General features: G+C 39.1%; 13 protein-coding genes and 1 tRNA gene. 8 read left to right on the forward strand and 6 right to left on the reverse strand.

Going from position 1 to position 14,258, the window contains the following annotated elements:
* The first annotated feature begins 8 nt into the window (after positions 1-8).
* From Q4597_RS15645 to Q4597_RS15655, 3 genes are all read left to right on the forward strand, one after another.
* On the forward strand, positions 9-665 hold the full coding sequence (locus tag Q4597_RS15645) for a metal-dependent transcriptional regulator (RefSeq protein ID WP_303407039.1): 657 nt from the start codon (positions 9-11) through the stop codon (positions 663-665).
* A gap of 1 nt (position 666) precedes the next feature.
* Entirely contained in the window at positions 667-1,488 is an 822-nt protein-coding gene (locus Q4597_RS15650) for a ZIP family metal transporter (protein WP_215436244.1), read from the forward strand.
* Between the two features lie 205 nt (positions 1,489-1,693).
* Entirely contained in the window at positions 1,694-2,923 is a 1,230-nt protein-coding gene (locus Q4597_RS15655) for a GAF domain-containing sensor histidine kinase (RefSeq protein WP_303407040.1), read from the forward strand.
* Positions 2,924-2,945: 22 nt separating this feature from the next.
* Here Q4597_RS15655 and Q4597_RS15660 read toward each other — a convergent pair whose 3' ends face one another.
* Positions 2,946-5,579 carry an MGH1-like glycoside hydrolase domain-containing protein gene (locus tag Q4597_RS15660; protein ID WP_303407041.1) on the reverse strand — a complete coding sequence of 878 codons (2,634 nt, stop codon included), beginning with the start codon at positions 5,577-5,579 and terminating at the stop codon, positions 2,946-2,948.
* 229 nt (positions 5,580-5,808) lie between these two features.
* Here Q4597_RS15660 and Q4597_RS15665 point away from each other — a divergent pair, with 229 nt between their 5' ends.
* The 3 genes from Q4597_RS15665 to Q4597_RS15675 all read left to right on the forward strand — a co-directional run bounded on the left by Q4597_RS15665 (position 5,809) and on the right by Q4597_RS15675 (position 7,208).
* Entirely contained in the window at positions 5,809-6,240 is a 432-nt protein-coding gene (locus tag Q4597_RS15665; RefSeq protein WP_289038194.1) for a hypothetical protein, read from the forward strand.
* A gap of 115 nt (positions 6,241-6,355) precedes the next feature.
* On the forward strand, positions 6,356-6,724 hold the full coding sequence (locus Q4597_RS15670; protein ID WP_038237264.1) for a nuclear transport factor 2 family protein: 369 nt from the start codon (positions 6,356-6,358) through the stop codon (positions 6,722-6,724).
* Between the two features lie 97 nt (positions 6,725-6,821).
* The gene (locus Q4597_RS15675; RefSeq protein ID WP_215913260.1) at positions 6,822-7,208 is read left to right on the forward strand and encodes a DUF423 domain-containing protein; all 387 of its coding nucleotides are present in this window, start codon (positions 6,822-6,824) and stop codon (positions 7,206-7,208) included.
* Here Q4597_RS15675 and Q4597_RS15680 read toward each other — a convergent pair.
* The 5 genes from Q4597_RS15680 to Q4597_RS15700 form a co-directional block, all read right to left on the reverse strand.
* Positions 7,205-8,674, reverse strand: a complete 1,470-nt coding sequence (locus Q4597_RS15680) for a carboxypeptidase-like regulatory domain-containing protein (protein ID WP_303407042.1) — start codon at positions 8,672-8,674, stop codon at positions 7,205-7,207. The two genes, Q4597_RS15675 and Q4597_RS15680, sit on opposite strands and share 4 nt — an antisense overlap.
* Positions 8,675-8,883: 209 nt before the next feature.
* Entirely contained in the window at positions 8,884-9,033 is a 150-nt protein-coding gene (locus Q4597_RS15685) for a hypothetical protein (RefSeq protein WP_215436227.1), read from the reverse strand.
* Between the two features lies 1 nt (position 9,034).
* A complete protein-coding gene (feoB, locus tag Q4597_RS15690; RefSeq protein WP_303407043.1) occupies positions 9,035-11,272 on the reverse strand; it encodes a ferrous iron transport protein B in 2,238 nt (745 codons plus the stop codon).
* On the reverse strand, positions 11,269-11,514 hold the full coding sequence (locus Q4597_RS15695) for a FeoA family protein (protein ID WP_215436224.1): 246 nt from the start codon (positions 11,512-11,514) through the stop codon (positions 11,269-11,271). Before Q4597_RS15695 ends, feoB begins: the two co-directional genes overlap by 4 nt.
* Positions 11,515-11,701: 187 nt before the next feature.
* A complete protein-coding gene (locus Q4597_RS15700; RefSeq protein WP_215913255.1) occupies positions 11,702-12,379 on the reverse strand; it encodes an SCO family protein in 678 nt (225 codons plus the stop codon).
* 178 nt (positions 12,380-12,557) lie between these two features.
* On the opposite strand from Q4597_RS15700, the gene rseP reads away from it, so the two are divergent.
* Positions 12,558-13,916, forward strand: a complete 1,359-nt coding sequence (gene rseP, locus Q4597_RS15705) for an RIP metalloprotease RseP (RefSeq protein ID WP_303407044.1) — start codon at positions 12,558-12,560, stop codon at positions 13,914-13,916.
* Positions 13,917-13,992: 76 nt separating this feature from the next.
* Positions 13,993-14,066: transfer RNA gene (locus Q4597_RS15710), tRNA-Asn, on the forward strand.
* Positions 14,067-14,258 lie beyond the last annotated feature (192 nt).

Raw genomic sequence — 14,258 nt, forward strand, 5'->3', positions numbered from 1 at the left:
GAAATTTTATGACACTTTCAGAAGAAGATTACATAAAGGCCATTTATCACCTGGGAAAGGGTGAAAACAGCTTGGTTTCTACCAACGAGGTAGCGGAACAGATGAATACAAAACCCTCTTCCGTTACGGATATGGTGAAGAAACTTTCTGATAAGGGAGTGGCCAACTATAGGAAATACAAAGGTGTTTGCCTTACGGAATATGGCCTGAAGGTAGCACTTACCCTTGTGCGGAAGCATAGGTTGTGGGAGGTTTTTTTAGTTGAAAAGTTGAATTTTGCTTGGGACGAGGTACATGAGGTGGCTGAACAATTGGAACACATTAAAAGCGAAAAATTAACGGATAGACTGGATAAACTACTTGGTTTTCCTCAGGTTGACCCACATGGAGACCCTATTCCTTCTAAAAGTGGCGAGTTTAAGAAAGCGGTAAAAAAATTGTTAAACGAGGTACCTGTTGGTGCAAGTGGTACATGTGTTGGTGTAAAAGATTCATCAGCCCCATTTCTTAAATTTTTGGATAAAAATAAAATAGCCTTGGGAGATACCATTTTGGTAATGGAGAGGGAGGAGTTTGACGGGTCGTTGCATATTCAGGTCAAAGGAGATGATATTCGAATTTCGGACCAAATTGCAGCAAACCTGTATCTAAAAATAACAGAATAATATGCAAGAGATTATTACTTATTTTGAATCTATTGATCCCGTTTTAGCGGCTTTTTATGCTACGCTTTTTACTTGGGGCCTGACCGCAGCTGGTGCAGCTTTGGTTTTTCTTTTTAAAGGTATGAACCGTGCGCTCTTGGACGGTATGTTGGGCTTTACCGGAGGGGTTATGGTGGCAGCCAGTTTTTGGAGTCTGTTGGCTCCGGGTATAGAAATGAGCCCTGGTGAGGGTTTTGTAAAAGTGATTCCCGCCGCTGTTGGGTTTCTTTTGGGTTCGTTCTTTATTTTTGGTTTAGACAAGGTGCTGCCCCATCTGCATATCAATTTTAAGGAAAGCGAAAAAGAAGGAATTAAAACCCCTTGGCACCGTACTACTTTGTTAACATTGGCAATAACCCTTCATAATATTCCTGAAGGTTTGGCCGTAGGTGTATTATTTGGTGGTGTTGCCGCTGGTTTTGAAGGCGCTAGTATCGGAGGAGCCGTAGCTTTGGCCTTGGGAATAGGTCTACAAAATTTTCCTGAAGGTTTTGCGGTGGCAATGCCATTACGAAGACAGGGACTGAGCAGGACAAAAAGCTTTATGTATGGGCAAGCTTCCGCAATTGTTGAGCCCATTGCTGCTGTTTTGGGGGCATGGGCGGTTTTAACTTTTCAACCTATATTACCGTATGCTTTGTCTTTTGCAGCCGGGGCGATGATTTTTGTTGTAGTTGAAGAGGTCATACCAGAAACCCAGCAAGATAAGTATACAGATATAGCCACAATGGGTTTTGTTGCGGGATTTATTGTTATGATGACCTTGGATGTTGGTTTGGGATAACTGCTCCGTTGATGCTTCGGTTTTTAGTTATTAGCAAAAATAAATGCTTACTTGGCGCGTACGTTTCGCATAATTATGTTAAATGTAGGAATAGTTCTACGTTTATTTTTTAACTTTAATCTTCTATAAGATTCGCGAATGAATTCCGTTTAGATTAAGGACCGTTATTCTATTCGATATCTTTGGTCCGTAAAAACTTGCAATTATGATAGCCCCCAAAAATCATGACCGTGAAGCAGAGCGTCTTGAGCTTCTTGAGTCCTATGCTATTCTGGATACACAGCTAGAGGAAGATTATGATAATTTGGTTTTACTGGCTTCCGAAATTTGCGGAACACCTATTTCTGTAATTACCCTTTTAGATAAAGATAGACAGTGGTTTAAAGCGCATCATGGTTTAGACGTAAGTGAAACGGAAAGAAAGTATTCCTTTTGCGGCCATACAATTCATGAACCGAGCAATTTATTTGTAATTGAGGACGCAAGAGCTGATGAGCGTTTTCATGATAACCCCATAGTTGTGGGCGACCCCAATGTAATTTTTTACGCCGGTGTTACCCTTAAAGGAGCTAGCGGATTACCATTAGGAACACTTTGTGTCATTGACCATGAACCAAAACAGTTAACAAAAAGCCAGCTAAGTGCTTTAAAGATACTTTCCGATCAGGTAATGAACCTGCTTAATCTTCGTAAGAAGAAAATGGAGTTGGAAAAAGCAAATAAAGATTTGCAACTCGCGAATAGAGAACTAGATAATTTTGCTGCCGTGGCGGCCCACGATTTAAAATCTCCTTTAAATAATATCATTACATTGTCTAATTGCTTAAAAGATGTGTATGCCCCTAAAATGGATGATGAGGGCAAGCAAATTATTGGATTCATAAAAAGTTCTTCGGAAACACTTAAAAAGTTGATAGAGGGCTTGTTGAGTTACAGTAAATCCGGTCAGTACAAAATGGAGGATAAGACCAATATACTATTAGCTGATTTGCAGCAAACCATTAACGAACTTTTTGGCGGTCAAAAGGAATGTTCTATAAATGTAACGAGTGAACTGACTGAAATCCGTGCCAATAAAGTTGCCGTTGAGCAAATTTTGATAAATCTGATAGCTAATGCTATCAAGTATAATGATAAGCCCAAGATTAAAATTGATTTGCTAATTAAAGAAGAGAATGGATTTTATGAATTTGCAGTAAAGGATAATGGTCCCGGTATTCATAAGGATAACCAAGAAAAAATCTTTAAGATATTTGAGGTTGTATCAGAGAAGGACAGATATGGGGAAAAAGGGACGGGAATTGGTTTGGCTACCGTAAAAAAGGTTGTAGAAGGCTTAGGAGGTAGCATACATGTTACATCCCAAGTTGGCGAAGGTGCAACTTTTACCTTTACCATTAAAAGCCCTATTGTTCTAGAGTCCTCTCTGGCTTAATTCGGTTCCTTTAATGCCTAGCTTATCTATTGATTTCTTCAATTAGGTTGGCTACCAATGCAGTCCAACCGGTTTGGTGAGATGCTCCTACACCACGACCATTATTTCCATCAAAATATTCATAGAACAAGATAAGTTCTTTAAAATGCTCATCGGTATATTTTTCTTTTTCCAATTCGTTCACGGGTCTATTCCCGTTTTCGTCCTTTCTAAAAATACCAATTAGTCTTTTACTTATTTCAAATCCTATCTCCTTCAAGTTGAGCTGGTTGCTGCTTCCTGTAGGGTAGTCAAACTTTAAATTATCCTCAAAATGATTATGGTATTCCTTAAAAGAACTTATAAATAGATAGTTCATAGGCATCCATATAGGTCCGCGCCAGTTAGAGTTTCCTCCAAACAAATCTGTTGACGATTCTGCGGGCTCGTAATTTATACCGTAGGTTGAGCCATTAATCTCTATCTCATATTTGGTTTCATGAATTTTGGATAAGGACCTAATGCCATAGTCACTTAAAAATTCAGATTCATCCAGTATACTGTGAATAAGAATACTTAACCGTTCTTGGGGAACTAAGGATAGCAGCACGTCCTTATCTGGGCTAAACTCCTCAATAACTTGATATTTTTGAGTTTCCATACGGTAAGTACGGTACCAGTCCATACTGGCTTTGAACCTTGGTAACTTATCCAGACATTCTTTTCTAATATTTAGAACTGCCGCTAACGACAAAAGACCCGATATAGAACGCACCTTAATTGGAATTTTTTTACCATCTGGTAGAATAAGAGTGTCATAGAAAAAGCCTTCTTTTTCATCCCAAGAACTCATGGAGCCCTCGGTAATTTTGTTCAAGGCTTCGGCTATAAAAACAAAGTGCCCAAAGTATTTAAGGGCCATATCTTCAAAAGTATCATCATGAATGGCAATTTCAAGGGCCATTTCCAGCATATTCAAACAGTAAAGCGCCATCCAAGAGGTGCCATCTACCTGCTCCAAGATACCGCCACCGGGAACACCGTTACTACGGTCAAACACCCCAATATTGTCTAAACCTAGAAATCCGCCTTCAAAAACATTATTGTTCAGGCTATCTTCCCTATTTACCCACCATGTAAAGTTTAGGGCTAATTTGTTGAACATCCGTTTTAAGAAACTCAGGTCTCCCGTTCCTGTCTTGCGCTGTTCCATCTGGTATATCTGAATGGCCGCCCACGCTTGAACAGGTGGGTTAACATCGCTAAAATTCCATTCGTAGGCAGGTATCTGACCGTTTGCGGCCATGTACCATTCCTTAGTGAAAAGCAAGAGTTGTTTTTTTGCAAATTCATGGTCAACCATGGAGAACGTAACGCAGTGGAATGCTGAATCCCATGCTGCAAACCAAGGGTATTCCCAAGCATCTGGCATGGAAAGAATATCATGGTTTCTAAAAGTTGTCCAAGTACTGTTACGACCATGTTTCCTTTCTTGAGGGGGCGTGGTGCCCGGGTCGCCGTTCAGCCATTGTTCTACTTCGTAGTTGTAATATTGTTTTGTCCAGAGTAAGCCTGCAAAAGCTTGTTTTTGAATTTCTCTTTCTTCCTCGGAAGATTTTTCGGTTATAGAATTCAAAAACTCATTGGACTCCTTTATCCTTTCCTCAAAAACCGATTCAAAGGAATCGTCAATAGGTGAGTTGATATCCTGTGTTGAAAGCCTTAATCTAATCGTTTTGGTTTCACCGGCAGCTATATTTAACTCGTACATGGGGGCACACTTGGTGCCTTTGGTATTTTTTTCCGCCAGCGAGAAATCACTATTTATCACGGCATCATGAAATAGGTCTTTTTTAAAAGGATGCTCGTTGGTGCCGTTAAAGACGCGTTCCATATTGGTTTCGTTCTCTGTAAAGAGCAGTCGGTCCGGAGCATCAAAATAGAGATTGTACTTGCCCACGTAACTGTGGTCTATACTTAGGTGGGGAGCTTTTTTGTTTCCTTTTTTCTTGATGACCGGTTTTTCTTCCATGCCGGTAAAACTCCAAAAATTCCGTATCCAAATAGTTGGTAGAACCACTGCTAATGCTTCTTTAGGCCCACGGTTACTAACGGAAATCTTTACTAAAATATCCTCTCCTTCCGCCTTGGCATATTCGGTATGAACATCAAAATATTCATTATTGTCAAAAATTCCCGTATCCAGAAGCTCAAATTCGGTATCATGCTTCCCCCTTTTTTGGTTTTCCGCTACCAATTGATTGTAGGGAAATTCATTTTGAGGGTATTTATAAAGATGTTTCATGTACGAATGAGATGGTGTGTTCTCTAAATAATAGTAGAGTTCCTTAACATCTTCGCCATGGTTTCCCTGCGGACCGGTAAGCCCAAAGAGACGTTCCTTTAAGATGGGGTCCTTACCGTTCCAAAGCCCCACCGAAAAACAAATGTTGCAATAACGGTCAGAAATACCGGCAATACCATCTTCTCCCCAGCGGTAGGTTCTACTCCTGGCATGGTCATGTGGTAAGTAGTTCCAAGCATCTCCGTTAGCACTGTAGTCTTCACGTACCGTTCCCCATTGACGTTCACTTAAGTATGGCCCCCATTTAAGCCAATCTTTTTTCTTGCTATAATGGTCTTCCAGTCTTTGGTTTTCTTTGGTATTTTGGGTCATAAACAAATAATATGAAACAAATTAATAGTTTTGGTTAGCAATTCTCTTAAACTGCTTTGAAACGATAAACTAAATTAGGTATATAAAGAAGTCTTAACAAGTGATAAACGCTCTTGGGAATAAAATATTAAGCGCTATCCGAAATTTTCACCACTTTTGTGCGTTCATAGAGTAATTGGTACTGGTATAGAACACTTACCAAGCTACAAAATGAAAAATTACTACTGACATGCAGAAAAAAGGACATGTATTCTGGAATATTTTGGGCGTACTAACGGTGATCATTTGTCTGTTCGCCTTTGTTCTTCATTTCAAAAATTGGACCAAAACAGATGCTACCGGTTTAAGGGTCGTGTCGGGGTTTTATTGGCAAGAAGTTCCGTTTTCCGCTTTAGACAGTGTAGACCTTGTACCTAAAATTCCGCCCATGGTTCGTCTTAATGGTTTTTCTGCGTTGGAAAAGGAGAAAGGGATTTTTCAGGAGTTCAAGGATTCGCTTACGGACAAAAAGGTGTATGTCTATGTAGATAATTTAGAAAATCAAAAAATCAAGATTGTGCATCATGATTCTTTAAAGCTCTTCATTAATCTTAAGGACTCTATAGAAACCCAGCAGTTGTTCAATTTACTTTCCAGCAAATTAGCGGTAGAACCCAACTAAATTAACGCAATTCGGTTCTTTTTTAAGATTAACATCAGTTTAAATTATTTCTAGTGTTTTGCTATTCAGAGGTCTGTGTTGTATTTTGTTGACATAATCAATAAAACAAACAGTTATGGAAACAAATGAAATAGCTTCAAAATTAGTAGCATGGTGCAATGCGGGTGATTTTGAAAAGCCGTATCAAGAATTGTACAGCGATAAAATCGTTAGTATTGAAAACGATGGAAAGGCCGAGGGCGCTTATGTTGAAGGCTTTGAAGGCATTAAGAAAAAAGGGGAGTGGTGGCAAGAAAATTTTGAGGTACACAGTAGTAAAGCTTCAGATCCAGTGGTAGCGGACAATTGGTTTTCCGTAAAGTTTACCATGGATACGACCCATAAACCATCTGGACAACGTTCTACCATGTCCGAAATAGCCGTATATGAAGTTCAGGATGGCAAAATTGTAAAAGAGCAGTTCTTTTATGATGATAAAGGATAAGTCAATATAGTAGTTTACAAGCTATAGGGCCGCTCAACTATTGGGCGGCTCTTTGTTTTAGAAAGACCAAGGCCTATCTTTGTTTTAAAATATATGTATGGTTCTATTAGCTCAGGTTATTGGTGCGTTATATGGTCTTTTAGCAGTAATATTTGGTGCATTTGGTGCTCACGCTTTAAAGAAATTGCTTTCTGAGGACCAGCTTAAAAGTTTTGAAACTGGGGTTAAATACCAAATGTACCATGCCTTGGTACTGCTTTTAATCGGTTTCAATTTTAATATGGATGTTGTCTCTCAGCAGTATATGGTGTACTGTTTTGCTATTGGAACTTTTCTGTTTTCTTTCAGTATTTATACTTTGGTGATTAGTTCTGCAAAAGGAAAGAAAATGCGGTTTTTGGGCCCAATAACTCCGTTGGGCGGGTTATTACTGGTGTGTGGTTGGGCACTGTTACTATTTAGCTTTATTGGAAACCTTGTCTAATTTTCTAGTTGTACTTCCGAAGTAAATTCTTTTATGGCCTGATTGGGTTCTATAATGTCATAGCCTTTCCAAAAGTTAGGGTCATAGTCTGGCATATAGGTTGGTAAAACACCGGTTTTTTCCTCAAAGGCTTCAAATTGCCCGGAATTGATTGGTTCCTCGTCAAAGACTATAAGTTCATATTGATTTATGTTCCCAAAGGCAGCATCAACTTTTAGGGCCAATTCATTCTGTTTACGTCTGCCTTTTACGTTCTTATTTTTCTCAATAATGGTCAACGGTCTTTTAAAACCGGCCCTTATACCCTTTATAATGTTGTAGTATCGTAAATGGTACTTTTGGTCAGCTCCTTTATCGAACAGAATACTTCCTTTTGCCAAATATTCGTTCACGGAAACCCCAAGCAGTTTAAAATCCCGAAGCGATTCCGTATTTTCAAAATCCATCCGAATCAATGCAAAATCATCCGAATTGATATAGAGCATTCCACCAAATTCCGGAGAACCATCGGGTACAAACCGGATAACATAAACGGCTTGGTCACCTAGGTACGTGTGGTTTTCGAGCGTAAGTTCATAGCGTCTAGGCTTGAAAATAACATTGTAATCCGTATCATCAAAAATGGGAAGATTCTCAAAAAGGTTGCCCAGTGTTTTGCGCTTGTATTCCAAGAAAAATTCACGGCGCTCCTCTTTCTTTTTCTTTTCTTCCTCAAGCTGTTTGTTCAGGGCGGCAATATCCGTAGAATCTATCTCTTCCTTAAAAATATCGCCCATGTCTTCGGCATCTACCTTGGTTCCGAACAACCCTGATTTCACTTTAAAATAAGAATCGGTTTTAATATTTTCTTTTACAATTTTATTAAATTTTTCCTCCAAGAGTTCAACATCTAGCTCCTTACTTTTATCATAAAGCTCAGAAGCTTTTATGAGGTCTAGTTTTTGTTCATCGGCATCATCTGCACCATAGAGATCGCCCAACATCTCGGTATAATAAATATTGTTCTTGGGAATGGTCTGAATAACACTATCCAAGAAATTCTTGTTGAAAGCTTCAATGGAAGATTTCTTAATTTCATATTGGGTCTTGATGATATTATTCTGGTAGGTTTCCCTTAGAAAAAGTCTTTTTTTAGAAAATTGGGTGATGTAATTTTTCTGTATGTTTTCCTCTACCAATTCAATAATTTCCCTTGGGGTATAATTTTTATTGGAAACGATAACTTCCCTTAATTCTATAGCCTTTGGCCTTAAGTAAATGAGGCTGTCCGTAAATTCGGAAATGGGTTTGCCCATAGATTCGTAACCAATGCACGAAATAAAAAGCGAATCCGTAGCCTTAATATCATCCTTTAGTAGAAACTTGAACCTGCCCTCTTCATTGGTAATCATTCCTTTTTTGTTCAATTGGACCGTTGCATACGGAACAGGCTTTTTTGAAACGGAATCGACAATTACTGAGGTCAAGCTTTGTGCATGTTGCACGGTAGATGAAAAAAGAAAAAAAGCGAAGAGGTAAAAAAATGGCTTTTGCATATTCACGGCTAATGGCTATTCAAAAAAAGCAATAGCATTTGAAGTAAGCACGGTTTTTTTGATTTATTTAATACCAATTTATTCTTTTATTAACGAATAGACTTACAACAAGGGTAAGGTACAGGAAATTTTTCTAAAAATTAATGGCAGCCACAACCATCTTGTCCGCAAGCTTTGTTGCTGCTTTTTTTACTTGAAAACAATGCTTTTGGCAAAAGGAATTTCTTGACCAAATAACCTACGGAGATTGCTAAAACAATATAAACCAATATGGGTTGAAGTACACTCATCTTATTTTAATATTTGATAGGCAACTAGAGCTACAATATAAGCAAAACTGCTCATAAATACCAATTGTGCCGCGGGCCATTTCCAAGTATTGGTTTCGCGTTTTACCACCGCCAAGGTACTCATACATTGCATGGCGAAGGCATAGAACAGCAATAATGAAATACCAGATGCCAAATTGAACAATGGTTTCTTGGTTTTTGGGTTTATTTCTGCTGCCATTCGGTTTTGGATGGTTTCTTCCTGATCGTTTCCAACGCTGTAAATGGTGGCCAAGGTACCCACAAATACTTCGCGTGCGGCAAAGGATGTAAGTACCGCAATACCAATTTTCCAGTCGTAACCCAGTGGGTTTACAATAGGTTCAATAGCCTTCCCCATATAGCCCATATAAGAATTCTCTAGCTTGTAGCTGGATATTTCTTGGCTAAGTGCCCTCTGCTCAAGTAGGGTCTGTTTTTGGGCAAGTGAATCGGTCAGGGCGGTATTATCTATACGGTAGACATTGTTCCTTATACTGTCCTTTAAAGCTGTTTTGTAAACGGATAGGTCATTGGCAATACTAACTTGATTAAAATCAGAAAATCCTTCGGTCTTAACTCGGGTGGTTACAATTTCGTCTGCATTGTTAAAATCATCGCCATAGCCATTGGAGCCTAAGAACCAAAGTACTACGGATATCGCCAAAATTATTTTACCGGCACCCAAAACAAAACTTTTGGTCTTTTCCCAAACCGTATAGGCAACGTTTTTTGGTAATGGCAGCTTATAGTTGGGCATTTCTACCACAAAAAAGGACCTACCCTTAATCTTTAAAATTTTATTGAGTATTAAAGCGGATATAATAGCCGCCCCAAAACCTAGCAGATAGAGCAACATAAGGGTCAAGGCTTTATAACCAAAGCCCAGGAAACTACCTTCGGGTATTACTAGGGCAATAATAATAATGTAAATGGGAAGCCTTGCCGAACAGGTTGTAAATGGCGTAACAAGAATAGTTATTAATCGCTCTTTCCAATTTTCAATGGTTCGAGTGGCCATTACCGCGGGTATGGCGCATGCCGTACCGGACATTAGGGGCACAACACTTTTACCGCTTAAGCCAAAGGGGCGCATAAGACGGTCCATTAAGAACACCACACGGCTCATATAGCCCGTTTCTTCCAGCAAAGAAATGAACATGAAAAGAAATGCGATTTGCGGAATGAACATGGCTATACCACCAATACCCGTTAGTATTCCTTCTGCAATGAGGTTGGTAAATACACCGGGAGGCAAAGTGTCCTTTACCCACGAGCTGGCGGAGGCAAAAAATGTTTCGATGAGGTCTTGAGGGTAGCCACTCCAGTCATAAATACCTTGAAATATAATCAGAAGGATGGCAAAGAAAATTATATATCCAAAAACCTTGTGGGTTAGAATCTTATCCAGCGAAGCCCTAAAGCCTTTGGCTATGGCCAAATCTACTTTGTAGGTCTCTTTTAGAATGCCGTTTATAAACTGGTACCTTAAAATGGTTTCCTTCTGCTGCAAGCGCTTCAGTTCCGATTTTGATTTGGTAGCAAAAGAAGAGGCATCTTTGAACAGTTTTTTCTCAATGGGCATAAAATTTACGTCTTGCGTAATCACAAGCCACAACTTATACAGGTCCTCATTAGGAAAAGCGTCCTTTAATTTTTTAAAATATCCAGGGTCAATAACCGTAATATCTACATTTTGTTCGGTAGAAAGGTTTTTATAATCGGAAATGAGTTCTTTCAGCTTGTCAATGCCAATGCCCTTTCTGGTACTCACCAAGGCAATTTTGGTATTCAACTTTTCTTCCAAAAGCGGAATATCTACGGATATGCCTTTGCGGGACATACGATCTGCCATGTTAATGACAAGAATGGCCGGTATTTTAAGGTCTTTTATTTGCGTGAATAGAAGAAGGTTTCTCTTCAGGTTTTCTACATCGGATACGACTATGGCCACATCTGGGTGGTTCTTGTCATTTTTGTTCAGTAGGAGTTCTACGGCAACACTTTCGTCCAAAGAAGTAGTGTTCAAACTATATGTTCCCGGTAAATCCAGTATATGTGCTTTTACGCCTCTGGGAAGCTTGCATACACCCTCCTTTTTTTCAACGGTGATACCTGGGTAATTACCAACTTTTTGTTTTAAACCGGTAAGTTGATTGAAAACGGAAGTTTTACCAGTATTAGGGTTTCCTATAAGGGCAACGTTAATTTGTTTGCTCATAGAACGGAAGTGTCTTCTAAAATTTCCAGCTCAATGAGCTGTGCGGTCTCACGCCTAATGGCAATATGGGAGCCGTTTACATTTACATAAATAGGGTCTTTAAAAGGAGCTATTTGGACCAATTCTATCTCGTTGCCGGGCAAACAGCCCAATTCTAACAATTTAATGGGTAGGGAATCGTCAGAGAATTCTTTGATGATTCCTTTTTGTCCTTTTTTTAGCTGTGCGACCGTTATTACCAACGTTTATTTAGATTGATTATAAGTAAGGCAAAAGTAGCATAATTTATCCTAAAAGCCGTGTGTTGAATCCCAAAAAATCATAAAACTTTAGGATGTTTGCGTGCTGTAGTAGCCGATGCGGAAAATGGAGAGGCCCGTAAGTTGAATACAAGAACATACTTTTGGGAATTTGGTATTGCCCTGTAGTTTATTCTTCTTGGTTAGGGGTCATTAGAATTTTTAAATCGGCCATCAGTTTTTCAACCTCTTCTTCATTGGTACCATCGTAAAAGCCGCGAATGCGCTTTTTCTTGTCCACTAGAATAAAATTTTCGGTATGGATCATATCAAAAGGTCCGCCATCGCCATCGTCTTTTACGGCTAGGTATGATTTACGGGCCAACTCGTATATCTGTTTTTTATCGCCTGTAACAAGGTTCCATTTAGAATCATCTACACCTTTTTCTATTGCATATTTTTTTAGTTGTGCCACAGAATCTATCTCCGGTGTAACTGAATGTGATAGCAACATTACATCGTCAAAACCCTTAATTCTTTCCTGTATACTGGCCATATTCTTGGTCATTATGGGGCATATAGTTGGGCAGGTGGTAAAAAAGAAATCGGCAATATAGATTTTGTCGTTGTAATCGGCTTGGGTTATGGTTTTTCCATTTTGGTTGATCAACGAGAAATCTGCAATGGTATGGTATTTTCTTTTGTATTGAAGCGTACTGTCCACCAGTTCCGGATTAACCATGGTAGGTTGGTAAATTGTTAAGATTTTGGGGGGTTGCAGGGCGTTATAGAACAAATACATGATTACCGCCGAGAGCCCCAATAACACGAGGCCAAAAAATTTATATTTGGCAAAGAATGTGCGCATAATCTTTTTGGTAAAGATACGTTAGTCAGTACAAGCATTCAAGTCCTAACTGCTAAGAGCGCTGCTAAATGTTTCTTAAAAATAAATGGCGGTTATCAGTAATTTTTTTTAAGCGGCCGTAAAAGTGTACTTTTGTCGGCTGAATTCAATAAGAGTTCATTAATTATAGAAAACATAGATGAGTCCGTTCCTTATTAAGGCCATACAATTTTTTTTAAGCCTTTCACTATTAATAGTGCTTCACGAAATGGGGCATTTTATCCCGGCAAAATTATTTAAGACCCGTGTAGAAAAGTTCTACCTATTCTTTGATGTAAAGTTCTCGCTTTTCAAAAAGAAGATAGGCGAAACCGTTTATGGTATTGGGTGGCTTCCTTTAGGAGGTTATGTAAAGATTTCCGGTATGATAGACGAAAGTATGGATGCCGAGGCTATGCAAGAAGAGCCAAAGGAATGGGAATTTAGAAGTAAGCCCGCTTGGCAAAGACTTATTATTATGTTGGGCGGTGTTACCGTTAACTTTGTTTTGGCATTGGTTATCTATATTGGTATGGCCTACGCTTACGGAGATCAATATATTCCGGGAGATAGTTTAAAAGACGGTGTTCATGTAACGGAAAAGACCATTGGTGATGAACTTGGTATTGAGACCGGAGATAAAATTGTTGCGGTAGACGGCCAGAAGATAAAGGACTTTAATACGGTCTTTATGGACATTATTAATGGGAGTAGCATTACTATTGAACGAGACGGGCAAACCATAGAGAAGGAAATTCCTGTTGATTTCATAGCCACTTTAATAGAGGATAAGGACCGTGCTAGGTTTTTGGGACCACGTATCCCTTTTGTTATAGCCGAAGTTTCTCCCGAGTCCTTGAATAAGGATGCCGGACTTGAACCAAAAGATGAAATAGTTGAGATTGCCGGTAAGAAAATATCCTATTTTGATGAGGTAAAGCCTATTTTAGAGCAGTATAAAGGCGAAAAAATTAACCTGACCGTTGTTCGTGACAATAGCGTTCGTAAAGTTGTACCGGTAGTAATAAATGACTCTGCCCAAATAGGAGTGCGCCCCGGTATGGTTTCTATGGACGAAATGGAAAAAAGAGGTCTTTTGCGTTTAGAGACTGAAAAATATACGTTTGCCGAATCTATTCCTGCAGGAATCAACAAAGGGGTAAATACCCTTACCGGATATTTGAAGCAATTGAAAAAGATTTTTAACCCAGATACAGGAGCGTACAAAGGTGTAGGTGGTTTTGCGGCCATTGGCGGACTTTTTCCTGAAACATGGAACTGGGAAGTGTTCTGGGGCACAACGGCTTTCTTGTCCATTATGTTGGCCGTTCTAAACCTGTTGCCAATTCCGGCTTTAGATGGGGGGCATGTTATGTTTTTGTTGTACGAAATGGTTTCCGGGCGTAAGCCAAGCGATAAATTTTTGGAATATGCACAAATGATAGGTTTCTTTATGTTGCTGGCTTTGATACTGTTTGCCAACGGAAATGACCTATATAGATACTTAATGGGAAAATAGATTGCAAAATTTATTTGGGACAATAAAAAAAACAATTATATTTGCACCCGCTTAGATAAACAAAGCGAAAATATTTTCCTCCTTAGCTCAGTTGGTTAGAGCATCTGACTGTTAATCAGAGGGTCCTTGGTTCGAGCCCAAGAGGGGGAGCAACAAAAAGCTAGTCGAAAGACTGGCTTTTTTTGTTTTAGGCCATGTTCGTTGGGTTTCAGGCCAATTAGACCGTTGGTTACTTCTCTTCTGAAAAGCTAACTTGTATGTAATTATTTAATGCTTGAAGTCTAGGCAAGACTTATAAAAAAAGGTCCTGATGTTTTTATATCATCAGAACCTTCATTTGTG

Origin of the sequence: Zobellia sp. 1_MG-2023, from assembly GCF_030549125.1 — a bacterium.
GTDB classification, from domain to species: Bacteria; Bacteroidota; Bacteroidia; order Flavobacteriales; family Flavobacteriaceae; genus Zobellia; species Zobellia russellii.